The sequence below is a fragment of the Anaerotignum propionicum DSM 1682 genome, assembly GCF_001561955.1.
Taxonomy (GTDB): domain Bacteria; phylum Bacillota; class Clostridia; order Lachnospirales; family Anaerotignaceae; genus Chakrabartyella; species Chakrabartyella propionicum.
In genome coordinates, this window is record NZ_CP014223.1 from 2851570 (window position 1) to 2872590 (window position 21021).

General features: G+C 41.4%; 16 protein-coding genes and 1 riboswitch. Of the genes, 6 read left to right on the top strand and 10 right to left on the bottom strand.

The features are described from left to right. Positions 1-153 precede the first annotated feature (153 nt). The 8 genes from spoIIE to ispE form a co-directional block, all read right to left on the bottom strand. The gene (gene spoIIE / locus CPRO_RS13395) at positions 154-2556 is read right to left on the bottom strand and encodes a stage II sporulation protein E (RefSeq protein ID WP_066052905.1); all 2403 of its coding nucleotides are present in this window, start codon (positions 2554-2556) and stop codon (positions 154-156) included. 221 nt (positions 2557-2777) lie between these two features. After that, a complete protein-coding gene (locus CPRO_RS13400) occupies positions 2778-5453 on the bottom strand; it encodes an S-layer homology domain-containing protein (protein ID WP_066052908.1) in 2676 nt (891 codons plus the stop codon). Positions 5454-5595: 142 nt separating this feature from the next. Continuing rightward, entirely contained in the window at positions 5596-6864 is a 1269-nt protein-coding gene (locus CPRO_RS13405; RefSeq protein ID WP_066052911.1) for an amidohydrolase, read from the bottom strand. Between the two features lie 11 nt (positions 6865-6875). Then, positions 6876-7685: an MBL fold metallo-hydrolase gene (locus CPRO_RS13410; protein WP_066052915.1), complete on the bottom strand. Its 810-nt coding sequence runs from the start codon at positions 7683-7685 to the stop codon at positions 6876-6878. Positions 7686-7971: 286 nt separating this feature from the next. Then, on the bottom strand, positions 7972-9306 hold the full coding sequence (locus tag CPRO_RS13415) for a glucose-6-phosphate isomerase (RefSeq protein WP_066052918.1): 1335 nt from the start codon (positions 9304-9306) through the stop codon (positions 7972-7974). Positions 9307-9375: 69 nt separating this feature from the next. Beyond that, positions 9376-10476 (bottom strand): G5 domain-containing protein, encoded by a 1101-nt coding sequence (locus CPRO_RS13420; protein WP_143148973.1) that lies wholly within the window; start codon positions 10474-10476, stop codon positions 9376-9378. Between the two features lie 411 nt (positions 10477-10887). Beyond that, on the bottom strand, positions 10888-11562 hold the full coding sequence (locus tag CPRO_RS13425) for a GntR family transcriptional regulator (RefSeq protein ID WP_066052923.1): 675 nt from the start codon (positions 11560-11562) through the stop codon (positions 10888-10890). After that, on the bottom strand, positions 11543-12457 hold the full coding sequence (gene ispE / locus CPRO_RS13430; protein WP_066052926.1) for a 4-(cytidine 5'-diphospho)-2-C-methyl-D-erythritol kinase: 915 nt from the start codon (positions 12455-12457) through the stop codon (positions 11543-11545). The genes CPRO_RS13425 and ispE overlap by 20 nt, the downstream gene beginning before the upstream one ends. Before the next feature lie 238 nt (positions 12458-12695). Continuing rightward, positions 12696-12808, top strand: a riboswitch (FMN riboswitch). Between the two features lie 310 nt (positions 12809-13118). On the opposite strand from ispE, the gene ribD reads away from it, so the two are divergent. From ribD to ytvI, 5 genes are all read left to right on the top strand, one after another. Further along, positions 13119-14234, top strand: a complete 1116-nt coding sequence (gene ribD / locus CPRO_RS13435; RefSeq protein WP_066052929.1) for a bifunctional diaminohydroxyphosphoribosylaminopyrimidine deaminase/5-amino-6-(5-phosphoribosylamino)uracil reductase RibD — start codon at positions 13119-13121, stop codon at positions 14232-14234. Positions 14235-14337: 103 nt separating this feature from the next. Beyond that, positions 14338-14982, top strand: a complete 645-nt coding sequence (ribE, locus tag CPRO_RS13440) for a riboflavin synthase (protein WP_066052931.1) — start codon at positions 14338-14340, stop codon at positions 14980-14982. Positions 14983-14993: 11 nt separating this feature from the next. After that, positions 14994-16199: a bifunctional 3,4-dihydroxy-2-butanone-4-phosphate synthase/GTP cyclohydrolase II gene (locus CPRO_RS13445; protein WP_066052934.1), complete on the top strand. Its 1206-nt coding sequence runs from the start codon at positions 14994-14996 to the stop codon at positions 16197-16199. 269 nt (positions 16200-16468) lie between these two features. Then, complete coding sequence (gene ribH / locus CPRO_RS13450) at positions 16469-16945, top strand: 6,7-dimethyl-8-ribityllumazine synthase (RefSeq protein WP_066052939.1); 477 nt, start codon at positions 16469-16471, stop codon at positions 16943-16945. Between the two features lie 257 nt (positions 16946-17202). Beyond that, positions 17203-18273, top strand: coding sequence for a sporulation integral membrane protein YtvI (gene ytvI, locus CPRO_RS13455; RefSeq protein ID WP_066052944.1), 1071 nt, complete (start codon positions 17203-17205; stop codon positions 18271-18273). Positions 18274-18315: 42 nt separating this feature from the next. On the opposite strand, the gene CPRO_RS13460 is transcribed toward ytvI, so the two are convergent. Next, positions 18316-18942 (bottom strand): TraX family protein, encoded by a 627-nt coding sequence (locus CPRO_RS13460; RefSeq protein WP_066052947.1) that lies wholly within the window; start codon positions 18940-18942, stop codon positions 18316-18318. After that, the gene (gene cysK / locus CPRO_RS13465; protein ID WP_422664677.1) at positions 18942-19871 is read right to left on the bottom strand and encodes a cysteine synthase A; all 930 of its coding nucleotides are present in this window, start codon (positions 19869-19871) and stop codon (positions 18942-18944) included. The genes CPRO_RS13460 and cysK overlap by 1 nt, the downstream gene beginning before the upstream one ends. Positions 19872-20133: 262 nt before the next feature. Between cysK and CPRO_RS13470 the strand changes: the two genes are divergently transcribed. Next, on the top strand, positions 20134-21003 hold the full coding sequence (locus CPRO_RS13470; protein ID WP_066052952.1) for a methionyl aminopeptidase: 870 nt from the start codon (positions 20134-20136) through the stop codon (positions 21001-21003). Positions 21004-21021: the final 18 nt, after the last annotated feature.

Below are 21021 nucleotides of genomic sequence, written 5' to 3' on the forward strand. Positions count from 1 at the left end.
GATTACACAATTCTTCTATTGCAATCATCAATCAAAAAAGAACCTTCCCAGCTTTTTAAGCTAAGGAAGGTTCTGCATCTTCTTTGATGCCCATTTCTGTTTACCTATCTTCTCCCATTTCTCCTTCATATCTATACCAAGCTACAGCCATTTTTATGCAGTTTTCCTCTTTTTCCAAAAGCGCCCTGCAACCACAGTCATATCATCCTTCGGGACATCCTTTATTTCTTTTTGAGCTTCTTTGAGAATATAATCCGCCGCATCCTGAGGATTTGAGAGAGCCATACTCTCCAATTTATCTTTTAACCATCCTCCTGCAATATTTTCCCCACCCAAAGCCTCCGTGATGCCATCGCTGAGCAAAAATACCATATCCCCATCCTTTAATAGCATTTCATTTTTTACAATCTGAACTTGCTGTAATATTCCTGCCGGTAAGGTGTGGGAGGTGATTGTTAAAATACGTCCGCCACGACTTATATAAGATGAAACTGCACCAAGCTTTATAAATTCCGCTCGTCCATCAAATAAGTCCACAGCACAAATGTCCAGGGTCGCATAGGTTTCTGCTCCCTTTCGTAACAGCAAGGCGGAATTAATCATTTTCACCGCTAAATCCCGTTCAAACCCCGCTTCTGTAAATTGCTCTAAGAGCTCAATGGCAGTTCGACTTTCCTCAGCAGCACCCTTGCCTTGTCCCATGCCGTCAGACAGTGCCATCATGGCAATTCCCTTATCCGTTTCCAAAAATGCCGTGCTATCTCCAATGGGTTGATCCTCTTCGGCTGAAGAAAAGGCAGTTGCCGTTGTCAAACTAAAAGAGGGTACTTCCACAAAGCAAAGGGTACAAATACCGTCTTTCTGGCAATGACAGGTATTTGGCTCCTTTAAAATCATGGGACGATTCATGGTACGTTTCACTAATGGCAATAGCTTGCTTTTGCAAACACCCCGACAACCGCATCCACGAAAGGAAAGTTGAACCTGTCTGCCATATCGATTCTTCTCTTCCACGACACGCGCATCCCGTAAGCGAATGCCCTCTTTTGCACATTCCTCCTTCAACAATTGCGCTGCCTGCTCCAAAAAGACGCAACCTACTTCAAGCTGACCGGAAAGACCCATTAAAATATCGCTTACCGCTGTCATTTGCTGGCTGACCAGCTCCCTGCACTCTGCTAAGCGCCCCAGCCAAAGGCGATCTCTACGGTAACCCTCATAGGATTGGTTTACCGCATCCACAAAAGTTTCTTTTCTAGCACACATCTGACAAAAATAATCAGGAAGCTGTGCCGATGTAATGTGCCCCCGTTCCTCACAATAGGACAATGCAGAGAATGTCATGCTATATGTACGATATAACTCCTCATTCCAGCAATAATGAGCCATACCGCATCCCTGACAAGCTTTTTCCGCAATGGAGTCCACCAATTTAGAAACATCCTTCTTATCCTGTACTTCCTCCTGTTGAACAAAAGTCTTTGATAAAGCCGCAAAGGCCTGAGAAAAACCAAGCAGTCGCTCTTCCAGCAGTTCTTTCTTTCTGATGTATTTGTCTTTGCTTCCCTCCTGCTCACGTAAACCGCCTGATAACCAAACGAGACAGCTTTTTGGAGTAAGTAAAAATGTGGTGGCTCCTAATGCCCACCCCGCTGCCCATAAAGGCACGATTAAAGAAGCATCCGTATAAAACAAAAACAGCAAAGGAGATAAAATCAGCGCAAGCACCAGGGGAAACCTACCAATATCCTTCAGGCACCCTGCAATCAGCCCGCTAACACCAAGAACCGTAAAAAGCAACAAATCAATACCTCCACAAAGATAAAGCAAAAAACCAAACAGCGTCCCTGCTGCGGCTCCGCCTCCCATTCCATCACGCCATGCACAGGCGGCTAAAAAGAACGCTATAAAAAACGGAAGCAGACCTTGTCGTAAATATGGCATCTCCATACCCGAAAGACCGGCTAAGGCTCCCCCTAAGAGCAGTACCATCCCTAAGGTTTCCTCTCTACTAGGCACCGGAACTCGCCTTTTCTCCCATAAAAACATAGCTCCCTTTTGTGCCAATAAAGAAATTCCAATGACCAGAGCACTTTCCACACCGGCGACAACATAATAAAATGTCAAACCACCTTTACTGATTGCATAAAAAACACCGGCCAACGCCATGGCAAAAGCGCCAAGAATAGCTTTTTTCAGCATTTCCTCCCGCTCTGTAAATCTTCCCAAGGTCAACTGAATCGCACATGCGGCCGCCAGTGCTGCCCCTGCCTTCAAAGGCATATCCACAATACAGGCCGCTGCCACAGATATCAATGCGCCCCAGAATAAAATTCCTTCGCCAAAAAACAAAGAAATATATGCTATGCCCATGGGGCGTAAAAACTGCAGCATTTCTGCTTTACCCCAGCAAACACCCATTCCACATAAGAGCGCAAACTTTAAAATATCTTTGCCACAAATCAGCTTTGGCGTTTTCTCCCCATAAAGTGGCAACTCAGGGGTTACCCCAGAGCCCTGTCCTACTTGTTCTAAGATGATTTCTGTTTTTTCCATGCGTCTTCCCTCCATATTCCTTATTGTAGGAAAATATGACTGCTTTTTTTGTCATTTGCTGGAGGTATCGTATAGTTTATTTCGGCAAATTCTTTTATAATATTCCTCTATCTAGAAATCGGCCAGGTCAACGCGTTGAAAACATATAAAAAAGGATTTGCCGTCCATAGACTACAAATCCTTTCTGTTAAGATTCTGTAAAAATGAAGTTCCACTGCTATTTATTGGTCTTCCGCAGTTATCTTTGTTACTTTATCTTTGCTGTTGACTTTTAAGGTAACATAACAAGTATTTCCCTTGTCCTCACAGTCCTCAAGAAGATTTTTCAACCCTCTCAAACTATCACTGTAGTTACTCGAATCATATCTTCTGCCCAAGTTATAAGAAATGGTAACATCAGAATCTACAGACCATGTATATCTATTTCCAGATTTGTCTTTTATTTCAATCTTGTCACTGGAAGTAGAAACACTGTATAACTTTCCTTCTTTCGGTCTATCTTCACTCTCATCACCATTCACAATTTTTGCAACAACCTTTGTAACTTCATCCTTGGAATTGAAATAAAGGGTAACGGTAATACTCTCATCCCTGTAGAGATTATCCAATGCCGAGATAAGCTTATCCACACTGCTGCTTTTACCATCCAGTGTAACCGTTGGTTCACCCGAAGTAAAATTATATTCCTTGGTTTTAGAATCAATCCTCGCTCTAATGGACCATCTATCAAGGCTACTTAGTGTTCCTTTTTTGGTCTCGCTGGAGCTCTCATCCTCTGTAGTTGCCACAACCTTTGTAACCTTGTCTTTGCTGTTCAACGTCAAGGTAACGGTAATCTTCTCTTTGTAGTTCTTTGCAGTTTCGTTTTCACTATCCAATTTAGAAGCCGTTGTGGTACTGCCATTTAACGTAATCTTCACATCCTCATCCAAATCATAGGTATAATTTACGTCGCCGGCAGTGATAGCAATCTGATCCCTTTTCGTCTCAACATATCTTAACGTACCCTTTGTTGCCGCGGTATTTTTACCTACAATATCAGTAACCTCGCCTTTGCTGTTAAAGGTCAACTCCACAGTATAGGTATAGTCCTTATAACTGCTTCTCAAAGAGGATAGCGTTACTGATTTATTGTCAATCTTTATTGTGGGATCCTTCAAATCATATTCGTAGCTCTTACCGTCAACAGTAATTTTGATTGTAGAAGAAGATACTTCTTTTAAAGTACCTTTTGACAAACCAGAATTCTTAGAAGTTACGGAAATTTTCGTAACCGAATCATATCTGTCTAAGGTTAAAGCCACAGAATAAGGTGTACTGTCATATTTTTCAGTTAACGTGGACAGTTTACTGCTCTTTCCGTCTATCTCAACCTCCACATCCGGATCAAGATAGTAGCTATAGGTTTTACCGGCAGCCTTCAAATCAAGACGACGGCTGTTAATAAACGATAAGGTTCCATGGGTTTCATCTTCCATGAAGTCTATCGTAATCGTTGTAACATAACCCTTGCTATCCAGCTTTAGGGTTACTGTATAGTTATTGCTTTTATACTCGTCTAACAATGTAGAGAAACGCACTGTTTTTCCATCATATTTTATTGTTACATCCGCATCAGAAAGAGGATATTCGTAGTCTTTGCTACCCACCTGGATCCTTAGCTTTGAATTGCTCATATAGGTCAATTTGCCAGCCAGAGGGTTGTTTTTGCTGCTCATAGCCTCAATTTTTGTAACCTCATTTAATTTATCAAAGGTAAGTGTTACGGTATAATCATAGTCTTCCATTTCACTCATTAATTTAGAAACGGAGGACTTACTTCCGCCAATTGTTACACTAACACTATCTGACAAACGGAAAGAGGTTTCGTTGCTGCCATCTTTCACAGTAATTTTACTACTGGTTAATTTCTTCAAAGGAAAAACCTTTGTAGAAATGATTCCTGCCTTGGATTTATTGATGACTACCGTACTGATATCTGTATTTGCATATGTAACCGTAACGGTATCCCCGTTGCCGATATCTTTCAGCGCTACGGTTTCATTTTCAAAAGTTACCTTTACGGAAGACTTCTTTCCAAAAAGATTCACCCCTGAACCATTATCCGTTGCCACACTTAAGAAAACATCCCCATTGGACAACACCATACTGTTTACAACAGTTCCGCTTACAGTGCCCGAGGTGGGTGCTGTGGGCGTAGTTGGTGTAGTGGGTGTGGTTGGTGTTTGTGACTTAGAATCATTTAAGAAATTATAAGTTTTAACTGACAACACAGCCATTTCGGAACGGTTGATTTTTGCACTGGGATTAAATTTATTATTGGGATCCCCAACCATAAGGTTCTTACTGTTTAAAAGGGCCAAATAAGGTACAGCGTCACTTGAAATTTTGCTACTGTCTTTATAAGACAGTGTTGCGCTGTTGTTTGCTGTATAAATTGTGGCCAGTGCCTTACCGAACATCAAGCCTACCTCTTCTCTGGTGGCATTCTGTGTTCCATTTTTCAATTTCACCAAGTCACTGTTTTCAATGATTTTATTTTCCAGCACATAAGCTGTGGCGCTATAAGCCCATGTGGGAATATTATAGGCACTCATTACCGTAGACCATTTTGTTACAGTGTCAGATGAAACATCCTGCTTGGTGTATACCTTCATAATAGAATAAATCATCTGCACAGATTCGCACAAAGTCACGTTATTTCTTGGCTTAGCATACTTCTTACCATTTTCTGTATAACCATTCATTAATCCCAAGGATTGGGCTTGATTAATAAATTGTGCCGCCCCGGACCAAGGTACTTTATTTATATCCGCAAAGTTAGCGGCAAAGGCTGTTACGCCCATATTTCCAAAAGTGAACATTGCGGCCAATGTAACCGCTAAAAATCTTTTCATAAGTAAATGCCCCCATTCAACTTATATTCATTAAAAACGTACAAGTAAAAGATACTTATACTATAGTTACCAAATTTACTATATCATAGAAAAATTGAAAAATCTTTTCAAAAATATTAATCTTACTAAAATTTTCTCCTTTTTATTCAGGTTTTTGGTGCAACCATCCAAAATATTCCAACTTTTTTACATCATATTTCTTCTTATTCTGTTGCACACGGCAATTGGGTTTCATAATCAAATCGTAAATTGTCCCCAGCATTACCTTCCCAGAGGTAATATAACAATTTTCATAATCGGATATTTCGAAGCTATCATCATGAAATCTGCCTCTCACACCTGAAAACCCAAATTGTATTGTGGGAATCAGGAAACCCAAATCTCCCACATCCCCTGAAGCCCCAGAAACAGGGCTTTCCACAATTTCTTCCGAAGAACAGTGGAGAAGCATATTTTCCCTCACCAATTTGTTTAATCCCTTGGATTGGGCCAATGGTAAATAACCCGCTGTGTTTGAAATCTTATATTCCAAATCCAAAGCCTTGGCACAGTGCTCCACACATCCATCAAACCGTCGGCAAGCCTCAAATAGTGTTTCGTTGTCGTTGGCTCTCACATAAGTTTCCAATACTGTTTCATCAGGAATGGTATTCACACTACCACCACCTATGGTCAAAACCGGATTTAGTCTTAATCCCTTTTCCACAGCAAACTGATCCTTTAAAAAAGAAATGGCATTCATGGCTAAAGTTGCGCCATGCAAGGTGTTCCTTCCTAAGTGAGGTGCCGCTCCAGAATGTGCAGCACGTCCCATAAAAACCGCTTTTTTTGCCATAAATCCAGCCAAGGTAGAGCTCACATCAAATTTTGTTCTCTCATCACCATTGGCATGAGCAGAAAGTACACAATCCACCCCGTCAAAACAGCCTAAGGATATCATATTCTGTTTTCCTGAACGAAATTCCAGTTTTCCTGCGGCAATTAACTCATCTCGGTATTCAAAATCAATATATTCCTCTGCCGGTGTAAAGTAAAAGCGAACCTTGCAATCAGTCTGCTCCAACATATCCGAATCATGCAGTGCCTTTAAAAGGGATAATCCCATGGTCGTCTGAATGCTATGCCCGCAGGAATGAATGTTTCCTTTGCCATCCTTTCTGGGCAGGGCGTCAATATCGGCAACAAAGGCAATATGATAGCCATCTCCCTTCCCAAGGGTGGCAATTACGCCCGTTAGGGCAACCTCTTTTTCATAAGGAATGCCCCATTCTTCCAATAAATCCGTAATTCTCCTTGCTGTCTCCACCTCACGAAAACCTAATTCAGCACATTGAAAAAATGCATCGCCTCTTTGGAAAATAGCCTGCCTTTCTTTTTCTAAATATTGCAGAAGTTCTTCCTTTGTAATCATTATATCACCCCCTATTCCCAATTTAGAACCAAGCCAACGCCAACCTCTTTCACAGGGTTGTGTTGATGCAGTGCAGACTTTACCTGAAAAGAGGTACAATGACAAGGATATAAATTTTTAATCTGTTCCTTTGCCAAATAGGAAATGGTTTCCGTTGTTCTCTTATTGATTTCAAAAAGATGAAAGCCGCCCAAAAGCCCCAGTACCTTTTCTTTTCCCGTAATTTTTTTAGCATTCTCGATGATATTGCAAATTCCTCCATGGGAACAGCCTGTAATAATATAGATTCCCTCTTGGGTACGATATGCCAGCGCTGTATCATCCAGAATCATATCCTCTTGGTTGCCGTCTTCCTCTTCCAATACTCCAATGGGGTACGGCTCTTCAAAAGAAAGGGTTCTGGGAATTTCCCCCAAAAAAACAAGGTTTTCCGTAAGCCAATATGCCTCCTTGGTTTCAAAAAGAGAAAAATGCTCCTGAACCATTTCTCTATTCAAAGGGCATCCGATAGACAGTCCATCGTAAGTACGATGTTTCAGCGCTGATGGATGGCAAATAAGCCGTGGTTTGCTTTTTTCACAAATGTCGGACAGAGGAACCAGGCCCCCTGTATGGTCATTATGGCCATGGGACAGAAGAATTCCATCTGCCTTCGTCACATCAATGGACATATCCAAAGCATTTTTTAAAAATGCAGAAGAATAGCCAACATCGAACAAAAAGTTTTTTCCCTCTGCCTCAATCCAATAGGAAACCCCCGGCTCCCCTAAATAGTAAACGTCAATATTTGTATTATTATCCATCAATACAGTTACACGCATCGTATCTCACCTTCCTTATTTTCCCTACCATTATACGTGAAGTATCAAAGAAACACAAGGATAGGTAAGCCATACATTATTGTGACGAAGATTTTTGAAAAAAAGTTCCTGCATTGCTACTTTTTTCTGCAATGTTCTTAGAAAAATGCCTTTTATATTTTTCCATTTATTTATTATTGAACCAACCATAACTATCATTATATAAAAACCCGTATCCCAAAAAAAGAGTACAAAAAAATGCACTCTTTTCGAAACTTTTTTCCATTTAGATGTTAATTTATATAGATTAATCAGCGAGTCTCTTCTCTAACTCAACCTTTAGCGCCTCATAACCAGGCTTACCAAGCAAAGCAAACATATTTTTCTTATAAGCCTCAACACCGGGTTGATCAAAAGGGTTTACTTCCAAGAGATACCCGCTGATGCCAACGGCTTTTTCAAAGAAATAAATCAGTGCACCAAAATGCCATTCATCCATACGGTCTATCTGGATAACCATGTTGGGTACCCCACCATCCATATGAGCAAGCATGGTTCCTCCAAAAGCCTTATTGTTAACAAATTGCATTTCCTTTCCTGCCAAGAAATTCAATCCATCCCCATCTGCTTCGTCATATGGAATGATTGCAGGGGTTTTCGGCTCCTTGCACCACAAAACCGTTTCAAAGAAATACCTTCCTCCCTCTTGAATAAACTGACCAAAAGAATGCAAATCCGTTGAAAAATTTGCTGTAACAGGGAAGATACCCTTACCTTCCTTTCCTTCACTTTCCCCAAAGAGCTGTTTAAACCACTCTCCAAAGGAGGTCAGATGGGGCTCATAATTTGCTAAAATTTCAATGGTCTTCCCTTGTTTATAAAGCAAATGACGCATTGCTGCATATTGATAGCATTCATTTTCCTGAATATTTGGATTACTATATGACTCCATTGCCGCCTTTGCACCATCCATCACTGCATCAATGTCCACGCCAGCCACAGCCATAGCCAATAAACCCACCGCCGTTAACACTGTAAACCTGCCGCCAATATCATCGGGGATTACAAAGGTTTCATACCCCTGTTCATTGCACATTTCCTTCAGTGCACCTCTTGTCTGGTCAGTGGTGGCAAATATGCGTTTAGCTGCTTCCTCTTTTCCATACTTTTTCTCCAAAAGCTGTTTGAAAATGCGAAAGGCAATAGCCGGCTCCGTTGTGGTTCCTGATTTTGAAATCACGTTGATAGAAAAATCCCTATCCCCTAAAATCTGCAAGATGTCGTTCAAATAAGCTGAGCTGATATTATTTCCTGCAAAGTAAATCTCCGGTGTATCCCTTTTCAGTTGATTATAATATGGACTTTTGATAAATTCCAAGGCAGTTCTTGTCCCCAGATAAGAGCCGCCAATGCCAACCACAATCAGCACACTGCTATCCCGTCTGATTTTTGCAGCGGCCTTTTTGATACTGGCGAACTCTTCTTTATTATAATTTTCCGGTAAATCAACCCAACCAACAAAATCATTTCCTCTGCCTGTTTTATTGTGGAGCGCCTCATGACAACGGCGAACCTCTGGCGAAAGAGCAAAAATCTCCGTTTTTTGTACTGCTTCCCCTTGCACTGTGAATTTAATTCCCATTTAAATTCCTCCTTCTTTCTGTGAAAGGCATACCTCCTGACTTGGAAAGTATGCCCTCTTTGCAGTATATTATAAGGTTCCTCTTACGATGATTTCTGGAACAGGCTGAGTGATAATTTCTTTGGAAATTTCTTTTTCTTCCTGAACAAAGCCATTTATCCTCGTAATTTGAATTGTGCTCTTTTTCTGTCCGGCGCGACCCTGTTGCTTCACTTTTTGATAGCTTTTGGGTTGGGTGTTGTCCGTTTGATATTCATAAGTTTTGGGTTCCACTGTGGTTAAAACTTGAGTTTCTATTGTCTTTACAGAAATTTTGGGCTTACTGATGGGAACATTAAGCACCTGACCCACATGGATGCCTGTTTGTACGGTCATCCCTGGATTTAATTTCAGCAAATCTTCCAAAGTACATTCATACTTTTTGGCAATTTTAAATAATGCGTCATTCGATACTACGGTATAAGTCCCTGTAACCATTGTGGTGGATTGCAGGGATGCTATGGCATCTTTTTCTGAAAGAACCTCATCAGAATCCACATAGTCGGTGGCAACAGTAACAGTTTCCAACCACTCCGTCTTTGCCTCAACTCCTTCAGCAGGAAGGTAAGGCTCCTTTATGGCCTTTAAAACGTTGTTTGCCTGCTCCTCATTGGCCAAAACAACTCCTTTGCCTCCATCAATCATAATAATGGCCGCATTGACTTTATATGTAACCATATTCCGAATTTTCGGTATCAAATGCTCCAGGGTGCAGACATCCTTTTTTCGGCTGCTTCCAATATGAATGCCAACTGTTTTTATTTCCTCGTTTAGCTTAACCTGGGCACCAACAATCCCTGCAAGCTGCGTTTCAATTGTGCCCGTAATGGTTTTTGCGCTCACCCCACGCCCCTCCAGTACACCAACACTTTCTGCTCCAACGAAAACCTCAGTGCCATCTTTTCGCACAAAAAGAAACAAAATCACCACAAAAATCAGTACAGCTATCCCCAAAAGCATTTGTTTTTTAGGCAATGATATTCGACTTTTGGGCCTTCTCCTTTGCCCATTTTGGGGCTTTTGCAACCTTTTTGTTCGATTTTCGTTATTCTGCTTCGATGCCTTTCTCTTTTTTACTCCGTATATTACCCGCTCATCTCTGCGGGGAAAATTTTCCTTTTCATCAATCACCTTGGTACCACCCACTTTCCCTTATCTCATTCGACTAAAACTAATATTATTGTAAATTATTCAACAGCGGATTGCAAGTAAAAGACAGCATAACCGAAAAACTGTGCCCCAACGATAAAATTACTCTGCTATTAGAATAGTATTCCTTGATAAAAGTAAGTATTGCCTTTTGTAAACTCCGAATTCCGGCTCATAATTTGCAAAGGCATATAAAAAACCATAGGGTTCCCTATGGCTTTAATGCCGGACAAAGTGATTGTTATACAACTAAGGAAAGCAATGCACTCAAGAGCCACTGCTATTTAGATATAAAAAATTTCTTACACGAAAGAAAGGTAAAAAGAAATTGAATTTTAAAGGGTGTCGGCTTTGCCGACACCCTTCCTCCATGCTCTCCGGGAGCATTATTAATTATTTATTGCGAATAGAACGCAAAATAAACTCTGTGTGATATTTGATGTGACCATGGGCAACTGTTGCACCTTCATCAGCATCATGATTTTCGATTGCTCGTAATATCCCTCTATGATGGGCAACAACGGCAGGGATTGAACTGTCTGCCTTTAAATGTGCCATACGATAGCGGTAAAGCTGAATACGTAAATTCTGATAAATCTGAGCTAATTTGTCATTTTCTGTTGACTTTAGTATCAGGTCGTGAAAATCCTCATCAAGCTGAATAATTCGTTCCAAATCATTTTCGTCAATGGCACGCTCAAACTCGCCCTCCAACTTCTTCAACTGTTGAAGATCTTCTTTCTTCATCTTCACGCAGGCAATGCTGGTGGCAAGACTTTCCAAAGCCCCTCTAACCTCAAGAATATTAACAATATCCTTTTCGCTCATATCCAGCACCTGGGCTCCCTTTCTGGGCACAAGCTCCACCAGATTTTCCAATGCCAGCATACGCAATGCCTCTCTGACGGGAGTTCTGCTAACACCAAGCTTATCTGCCAGCTGATTCTCCATCAGTCTTTCGCCGGGAACTAATTTCCCCACTAAAATTGCCTCTCTCAAGGTATGAAAAACTACGTCCCGAAGTGGCAGGTACTCATTGGTATTAATATTAAATTTTGTTTCTTCCATTTCTTTGTTCTCCTCTCTTACCACTGTCACTGTGGTAAATCTTGGTGGCTACAACCTCCTTCAAACCGAATTTTTTCCGGATTGCCGATGCCGCCTTCTTTGCATTCTCTTCTTCCTTAAACAGCCCAAAAACCGTAGGACCGCTCCCGCTCATCAAGGCACCTTCCGCACCAAGATGAACCAATTCCTCCTTTAGCTGAGCAATTTGCGGATGCATGGGTATAGTCACAGTCTCCAGAACGTTTCCCAGAAGCCTCCCCATTTTTGTAATATCCGCCTCAGCCATAGCTTGTATCATCCCTTTTGTATCGGGATGATCCTGGACACTCTGCCAATCCAATCCACGGTATACCGTCGCCGTAGAAACGCTGACAGGAAGCTTCGCCAGTACAACATAACACATAGGACATTGGCATTTCACCGGCGTCAAGATTTCTCCAACACCCTCAGATACTACTGTTCCCCTTTGAACGCAGTATGGGATGTCTGACCCCAAAAGAAAAGCCAAGCTTTCCAATTCTTTCATGGAAAGCCCTAAATCAAACAAGCGATTCATTCCAACCAATACAGCCGCACAATCCGCACTTCCCCCTGCTAAGCCTGCAGCCACAGGAATGCGCTTATCAATTTCGATAAAAACGCCTTCCGTGATGCCGTATTTGGCCTTCATCAGCTCTGCCGCACGGTACGCCAAATTGCGGTTATCCGTGGGCAACCAAGAGAGGTTGCTTTTTAAAATAATTTCATCTTTTTGGATTCGCTTCATGTAAATTCCGTCGTACAAGCTAACTGTCTGCATAATGCTCTGAATAAGATGATAGCCGTCCTCACGCTTGCCTGTTACATCCAATGTTAAGTTGATTTTTGCTCTTGCTCTTAATCTAATGTCTTTCAAAATACACCCTCATGAATAATAATACTGTATACATTGTCTTCTTTATTGTACAATATTTTCGACAAAGTTACAACTGCCATCTTATACAAAAAAACTGGTAACTCCACTATGAAAAACGCTAATAAAAAAATAATGGCTTATTTTGATCCTTTCTTCCTTATAATTTAGACAAGTCCCTTTCCGAAAAATTCCTCTTGCAATTTAAAGACAGTGGTGTATAATGGTGTCGTAAAACATAATACCTCTTCAGGGCAGGGTGAAACTCCCGATCGGCGGTAAAGTCCGCGAGCGAAAGCAGGATTTGGTGAAATTCCAAAACCGACAGTATAGTCTGGATGGAAGAAGAGCAAACATAAAAATGGCAATTTATTTCTTTTCGATTGCCCCTTTTTACAGCAATATTTCTATGCCTTTTTGGCATACCATAAATTCCTTTTCATGGATTTATGGAGCTTCTTTTGCTGTTTCAAAATGTTTGATATGCCCTGTATGAGCTTTTTTGGCACATACAGGGCTTTTTATTGTGAATTTGCGGTTTCATTTTGTGTGTACTTTGAATACAAAGAATCGCATTTCCCCTCTTATACAGAGGTCTCTTTCTCTATCCACTTCTTTGGGAACTCTTTCCCGCCTTTCCCCTGAAGGAAAGGAAGTTATCCCTATGGTAAATGAAAAATATATGAAACGCGCTATCACTTTGGCAAAAAAAGCACTGGGCTATACCAGTCCAAACCCATTGGTAGGAGCAGTTATCGTAAAAGACAATAAAATCATTGGCGAAGGCTATCACCATAAAGCCGGCGAACCCCATGCCGAGCGCATGGCTCTTGCTGATTGTAAGGAAAGCCCAAAAGGGGCAACGATTTATGTCACGCTAGAGCCTTGCTGCCATCAAGGGCGTACGCCCCCTTGCACGGATGCCATTATTGAAGCAGGCATTCAGCATGTGGTCATCGGATCTTCTGACCCCAACCCTTTAGTCATGGGCAAAGGCATAAAAACATTGCGTGAACGGGGCATCACTGTAACCTCTCATTTTTTACAAAAGGAATGTGACGAAATAAATCAAGTATTTTTTCACTACATCACAACAAAAATGCCCTATGTGGCACTGAAATATGCCATGACTGCCGACGGCAAAATTGCTACTGTAACAGGTGCTTCCCGTTGGATTAGCAATGAGGCCTCGCGACAACACGCGCACAAGTTGCGCCATCAGTACAGCAGTATCTTAGTGGGCATCGAAACGGTCTTGCAGGATGATCCTTTGCTAAATTGCAGACTCGAACATGCAGTACAGCCTATCCGTATTATTTGCGATAGTCACCTGCGTATACCTTTGGAAAGTCAAATTTGTAAAACAGCAAAAGTATATGAAACCATTATCGCTTATGCTAATGATACCATGGGAAAAAAAGGCGTTTTAGAGAGCCTTGGTCTTACATTATGGCAGTTGCCTGATGAAAACAACAAGGTATCTTTGCCCAATCTTTTAAAAAAATTAGGAGAAAATGGCGTTGACAGCGTTTTGGTTGAAGGTGGCGGAAGTATACACTTTTCTTTTTTGCAGTCTCACCTAGCCCAGAAACTATATATTTATTTTGCCCCTAAAATCTTTGGTGGTAAGGATGCAAAAACTCCTGTGGGAGGAAGAGGTATTATTCACCCGGATGATGCCTTCAGGCTAAAACTTTTGCATAGTCAAGTGCTGAATGGGGACATTTTATTAGAATATGAAATAGAATCAAAACAAGGGAACAAAAAGGCAATTTTCTAACCTTCTTCACCCTTTGAAAAATTCTTGCATAAAGTGGACGAATATTCTTGGATTTGTTGCAGTGTAATTCCCCGAGAGTAAACCTAAGAAAAGGAGATGCTGTATGTTTACAGGTTTGATTGAAGAAATCGGTTATATCGAAAAAATAACTTCACAAAATAGTAGTGGTCAGTTGTTGATTCACGCAAAAACAATACAGGAAGGCACAAAACTGGGAGATAGCATTGCAGTAAATGGCGTTTGTCTCACTGTAACCAATGTAACGAAAACTTCTTTTACTGCCGACGTTATGCCGGAAACCCTAAAACGGAGTAATCTTGGCAAAATGCAAAAAGGTTCTCCTGTTCATTTGGAACGTGCGATGGCGGCAAACGGACGCTTTGGCGGGCACATGGTGAGCGGTCATATCGACGGTACGGGCATAATCTCGGGGAAAAAGCAGGAAGGAAATGCAATCCGTCTTTTCATTACCGCAGATACACCGCTTTTGCGACAAATGATTGAAAAAGGCTCTATCGCCATTGATGGTGTCAGCCTAACAGTCATTTCCGTGGAACAGTCCCAGTTTTCCGTGGGTATTATCCCCCATACAAGTACACAGACCATTTTATTGGATAAAAAAATCGGGGATAGCGTAAATCTGGAAACAGATGTTATCGCCAAATATATACAACGTTTTTTTGAAAACAACAGTCAACATCAGGAGAAACCTTTAACCTTAGAATTTCTAAGAGAGAATGGATTTTAGGAGGAGAAAAAATGTACAATTATCACACCATTGAAGAAGCATTGGAAGAACTGAAGCAAGGAAAAATCATTCTTGTCACTGACGACCCAGACCGTGAAAACGAAGGAGATTTTATCTGTGCCGCAGAATTTGCCACCCAGGAAAATGTAAACTTTATGGCGAAATACGGTAAAGGTTTAATCTGTATGCCAATGAGTGAGGAATTGGGGCATAAACTAGGCCTGCCCCAAATGGTATCGGAAAATACAGACAATCACTCCACAGCCTTCACCGTATCCATTGACCATGTGGATACCACCACAGGAATTTCAGCCGCAGAACGTTCCATCACAGCCCTTAAATGTGTGGAGGAGGATGCAAAACCTAAGGACTTCCGCAGACCGGGGCATATGTTCCCCTTAATTGCCAGAAAAGGCGGGGTTTTAAAAAGAGAAGGTCACACCGAAGCCACAGTGGATTTAATGCGTCTTGCAGGTTTAAAGGAATGTGGTCTTTGCTGTGAAATTATGGCAGAGGATGGCACCATGATGCGGACACCAGAGCTGTGGAAGGTTGCAAAGGAACATAATCTAAAATTTATTACCATACATGATTTGCAAAACTACTGCCGCCGCCATGAAAAACATGTACGTTGCGAAGCAGTGGCAAACCTGCCGACTCCTTATGGAGAGTTTAAAATCTATGGCTATGTAAACGATATCACCGGGGAGCATCACGTTGCCTTAGTGAAAGGGGAAATCGGCAATGGAAAGGACATCCTGTGCCGTGTGCACTCAGAATGCCTAACCGGAGATGTTTTTGGCTCCTGCCGTTGTGACTGCGGTCAGCAGCTTGCCGCCGCCATGAGACAAATTGAGAAAAAAGGCAGAGGGATTCTTTTATATATGCGTCAGGAAGGCAGAGGCATTGGCTTAATCAATAAATTAAAGGCATATGCTCTGCAAGAACAGGGTCAGGACACAGTAGAGGCAAACATTGCCCTTGGCTTTGCACCTGATTTAAGAGAATACTGGATTGGTGCACAAATTTTGCAGGATTTAGGTGTCAAGGAGTTACATCTTCTTACAAACAATCCTGAAAAGGTTTATGGTTTGGGGGGTTTTGGCGTGGAAATTACGAAGCGGGTGCCCATCGAAATCCAGCCCCAAGAATACGATTTGGAGTATTTAAGAACAAAGCAAGAAAAGATGGGACATATTTTTTCCACTATTCTTTAAAATTTCAGGATAAATTCCTGATACACTGTCCCAAGCACTGCAAAGGGGCAACACTTTAGCTCCTCGTGAGTTACTCGTTTGTATCCAACAATCTTGGAAGGTACAATTGAAAAGGCATAACCCAAGCTTTATAAACAGAAACTGTCATTCATTTATGCAGTACTGTCAAAAAGGGAAAAGTAATAACTACTAGTAATAACTACAAGTAATATGTGCTCTAGATAAAAATTTGTACTACGGAATATTTTATATTAGGAGGGAATACTACCATGAAATTGATTCAAGGAAATTTAATTGCAACAGATATGAAGGTGGCCATTGTGGCATCTCGTTTTAATGATTTTATCGTTGGAAAGCTCATAGACGGAGCGGAGGATGCGCTTCTACGTCACGGTGTTGACCCAGACAACATTTCATTGGTGCGGGTTCCAGGGGCATTTGAAATCCCCCCTGCGGCAAAGCTTATGGTAAACAGCGGTGCATATGATGCGGTTATTTGCCTGGGTGCTGTCATTCGCGGCGCAACCACCCATTATGACTATGTTTGCAGTGAGGTGTCCAAAGGAATCGCCCATCTTTCCATGGAAACCGACACTCCTGTTCTTTTTGGTGTTGTTACCACGGAAAATATTGAGCAGGCCATTGAACGGGCAGGAACAAAAGCCGGAAATAAGGGATATGATACCGCATTGGCAGCCATTGAAATGGTAAACCTTTCTGGCGAAATGAAAAAGATAGGAAAATAAATTCACCCTTAGAATCAATAAGGGGATTTCCAAACAGGAATGGATTCTTCATTGAGAATTGCCATATGAATCCCCTTTTTAAAATAAACCAACAGATACCGGATTACAAATCAAACAGCCTTTTTTAGAGAGCCTTATCTCTAAATCCGCCAATGGTTAAATTTTCTTTAATTATTTAGAAAATCTGTATTGAATCGTATTTTTGTATTATAATCAATATACATAATACAACAATTTATCCTGATGGGAGGGATTCAATGGAGGATTTTTATATAAAAAATAAACAAGCAGTACAAAACTTAATCATCCTTTGCGGGGGAATACTGGCCTGTTTTCTGTTTTTCCGCTATTTATTTCCGATTTTTTTGCCTTTTATTTTAGGCTGGTTATTAAGCTTATTGTTTATTCCTCTGGCGGATCAGTTGGAGAAATATCACATTCCCCGTTGGGCAGGGGCTCTTGTGGGAATTCTTATTTTTATTTCTATCCTAGGGTTTTTAGGGTATTTTGCTGGGAATCAGCTTTACCAACAGCTTCAAAACCTACTGAATGACCTACCCTATTATCTAGAAAAGATGGAGGAAGGCTTGACTCTATTCTGGATAGAGATAAATAACCTTCTTATGGATTTGCCTGATGAATTCACAAACATAACCGCAAACTTACAAGATGGAATATTTAGTATTTTGCTTTCCTTGGTTCAAAGCAGTGGCTCTGTTTCAATGATTGCCGCCGTTCCAAAGATTTTGCTGGGGTTTTTCATTGCCTTATTTTCTGCTTTTTTCTTCACGAAGGATAAAGAGGGCATTCATAGGGCATTTAAAACCCATGTTGAACCACTTCTGGGAGGTTCTTTAGAGGCTACCAAGCGAGATTTAGCCACCTCCCTTTGGGGATATGCAAAAACACAGTTGATACTCATGGGCTATATTTTTCTCATTAGTATCATTGGTTTATATCTTTTTCATTCCCCTTATGCTTTGTTGTTGAGTGTAGCCATCGCCATCATAGACGCTCTCCCATTCTTTGGAAGTGGTTTTATTCTTTGGCCTGGCGCAGTATTTCACTTTGTATTGGGCAATAACGTCTTAGGAATCGGTTATCTTGTTATTTACGGTGTCGTTCAAGTTGTACGTCAGTTGATGCAACCCAAAATACTTGGTGACCAAATTGGAATGCATCCATTGCTGGCTCTATTTTCCATGTACTTTGGATATCGCTGTATCGGCTTTTGGGGGCTGATTCTTGGGCCCATTGTTGCTGTTGTTTTACGAACCATCCTTTTGTTTCAACAAAAAAATAACCGTGACTTATCTTCTAATCATTGAAAGGGTGTCGACTATGTCGACACCCTTTTTTCCGGAGCTAACTTAAATCAATTCTCTTATTCCAACTAAAATCATCAGATGCAATGGATAAAAAACATAGAAAAAATACTTAGGTAAATGTATTGTTTTTTTCCAGTCCATCCCAGCCAAAGGAAAAGCAAGAATGGATATGCCTTGCAACCAGGTTCCTGTAACATAGCCATACGCTACTTGTAAAACGCTCTGCCAATAAAACGAAACTGCCCGAGCAGATTCATAAAACCCATATAAAAAAATGGTAGCCACGCCATACCAGCTATAACTGCATTTTACCCAATAGGATAGAATCAGCAATCCTCCTGCCAAAAACCTCTCTTTGCCCTCTCTTCTCCATAGCCATAACACCACACCGCCTAAGGCTAAGGTGAAAAGTGGATTTAAATTGGTATTATCAAAGGCCAATCTGTAAATGGGCTGAGAAATCACTGCCGCCACCAGAATGCGAAAAAGATACCTTTGAAAATTTGATGTATGCTCTACCCCTTGGGCAATGCCATATGCAAACAGCGGAAAGGACAGCCGCCCTATGAGGCGAAACCCAATCTGCTCAGGGAAAAACAATGCTCCAATATGATCTATCAGCATCAAAACCGCCGCCAGTGCCGCAGTAAAATGATTTCGCTTCTCCATTACTCATCCCCAAACATAGCAGTGGAAAGATAACGCTCGCCAGTATCAGGCAAAAATACAACAATATTCTTCCCTGCATTTTCAGGACGTTCCGCTACCTTCATTGCGGCAAAAACCGCGGCACCAGAAGAAATACCCACCAAAAGTCCCTCTGTTTTTGCTACTTCTTTTCCAAATCGAAAGGCTTCCTCATTTTCCACAGCAATAATTTCATCATAAATTTCAGTATTTAATATGGAAGGAACAAAGTTTGCACCGATCCCCTGAATCCCATGGGAACCTGCCACACCCTTAGACAACAAGGGGGATGATGCAGGTTCAACGGCAATTATCTGAACCTCAGGGTTCTTCTCTTTCAAATACTTACCTACCCCGGAAATTGTGCCCCCTGTACCGATTCCTGCAACAAAAATATCAACCTTACCTTCTGTATCCTGAAAAATCTCAGGACCTGTTGTTTCATAATGGGCTTTTACATTAGCAGGGTTATCAAACTGCCCAGGCACAAAGGAATTGGGGATTTCTTTTTGCAATTCCTCTGCCTTCTCAATGGCACCAGCCATCCCTTTTGCCCCCGGCGTCAACACCAACTCCGCCCCGAAGGCTTTCATCAGCATGCACCGCTCCATGCTCATGGAATCGGGCATAACAATAAGGGCACGGTACCCCTTTGCCGCAGCCACAACCGCTAAGCCAATCCCTGTATTTCCACTGGTAGGCTCAATAATTGTGGCACCCGCCTGCAAAATTCCCCTTTCCTCTGCATCCTCAATCATAGCCTTCGCCACTCTATCCTTGGCACTGCCCCCTGGATTCATAAATTCAACCTTCGCCAGCAATTTTGCCTGCAGATTATATTTCTTTTCAAATTGTGTCAACTCCAATAATGGCGTTTTTCCGATTAACTGTTCAATGCTTTGATAAATCATCTTTTTCATCCTTTCTGCTTCCTTTTATTGTTCAAATGGTACCACTGATGCAAATTCTCATCAAGCAATATCTCTATTGTTATTCCCTTCCTTTTATGCTACTATGAAAAATGAATTTGTAAATCATTTTTTTCGATGTTCTGAAAAAAAATAACATTTCATATCCTTTTCTTGTAATGTTTCAACACTCATTTTTGAAGAAAAGCCTTGAAGCAATTTGTTCAGCACTCGAATTGAATTTAAAGAAAGGATCTGACTACTTATGAAACTCGGTCGTAACGACCTCTGCTGGTGCAACAGCGGTAAAAAATATAAGCAATGCCATGGAGCAATGGATGATAAAATTGCACAGTACAAAGCAAAAGGGGCAACCGTTCCCTCACATAAGATCATCAAAATACCGGAACAAATTGAGGGTATTCGAAAGGCCGGAAAATTAAATACAGAAATTTTAGATATGGTGGCAGAAAAAATTTGTGCCGGTATGTCTACAGAGGATATCAATACCCTTGTACACGAATATACCATCTCCCACGGAGGCACACCAGCACCCTTGGGCTACTGCGGATATCCAAAAAGCGTGTGCACCTCCGTAAACAATGTCATTTGCCATGGCATCCCCTCCCCTGATGAAGTTCTAAAGGATGGAGATATTATTAACGTTGATGTTACTACAATATTAAATGGCTATTATGCTGATGCCTCCCGTATGTTCTGCATTGGAGAAGTCAGCCCAGAGGCAAAAAAATTAGTGCAGGTAACAAAAGAATCCGTGGATCTAGCATTAAAAGAAGTAAAACCTTGGGGCTTCTTAGGGGACATCGGCTTTGTCATCAGCGAGTATATTCACGCCAACGGCTACACCGTTTTGCGGGATATCGGCGGTCATGGTGTTGGCAATGATTTTCATGAAGACCCTTATGTTTGCCACGTTGGCAAACGAGGAAAGGGTATGCTTTTGGTTCCAGGCATGGTTTTTACCATTGAACCCATGGTAAACGCAGGAAAAGAAGAGTTTTTCCAAGATGAAGAAAATGGATGGACTATTTACACAAAGGACGGCTCTTTATCAGCCCAGTGGGAATACACCGTCCTTGTAACAGAAGATGGTGCAGAGATAATTACCCATTAAATTTGATGAGGTTTAAAT

Coding starts and splice junctions, on each gene's coding strand:
- ytvI (WP_066052944.1), top strand. CDS start 17,203: ATGGAGGATTTTTATATAAAAAATAAACAAGCAGTACAAAACTTAATC.
- ribD (WP_066052929.1), top strand. CDS start 13,119: ATGGTAAATGAAAAATATATGAAACGCGCTATCACTTTGGCAAAAAAA.
- CPRO_RS13405 (WP_066052911.1), bottom strand. CDS start 6,864: ATGATTACAAAGGAAGAACTTCTGCAATATTTAGAAAAAGAAAGGCAG.
- cysK (WP_422664677.1), bottom strand. CDS start 19,871: ATGATTTATCAAAGCATTGAACAGTTAATCGGAAAAACGCCATTATTG.
- CPRO_RS13460 (WP_066052947.1), bottom strand. CDS start 18,942: ATGGAGAAGCGAAATCATTTTACTGCGGCACTGGCGGCGGTTTTGATG.
- spoIIE (WP_066052905.1), bottom strand. CDS start 2,556: ATGGAAAAAACAGAAATCATCTTAGAACAAGTAGGACAGGGCTCTGGG.
- CPRO_RS13470 (WP_066052952.1), top strand. CDS start 20,134: ATGAAACTCGGTCGTAACGACCTCTGCTGGTGCAACAGCGGTAAAAAA.
- CPRO_RS13400 (WP_066052908.1), bottom strand. CDS start 5,453: ATGAAAAGATTTTTAGCGGTTACATTGGCCGCAATGTTCACTTTTGGA.
- CPRO_RS13445 (WP_066052934.1), top strand. CDS start 14,994: ATGTACAATTATCACACCATTGAAGAAGCATTGGAAGAACTGAAGCAA.
- ribE (WP_066052931.1), top strand. CDS start 14,338: ATGTTTACAGGTTTGATTGAAGAAATCGGTTATATCGAAAAAATAACT.
- ribH (WP_066052939.1), top strand. CDS start 16,469: ATGAAATTGATTCAAGGAAATTTAATTGCAACAGATATGAAGGTGGCC.
- CPRO_RS13425 (WP_066052923.1), bottom strand. CDS start 11,562: ATGGAAGAAACAAAATTTAATATTAATACCAATGAGTACCTGCCACTT.
- CPRO_RS13410 (WP_066052915.1), bottom strand. CDS start 7,685: ATGCGTGTAACTGTATTGATGGATAATAATACAAATATTGACGTTTAC.
- CPRO_RS13415 (WP_066052918.1), bottom strand. CDS start 9,306: ATGGGAATTAAATTCACAGTGCAAGGGGAAGCAGTACAAAAAACGGAG.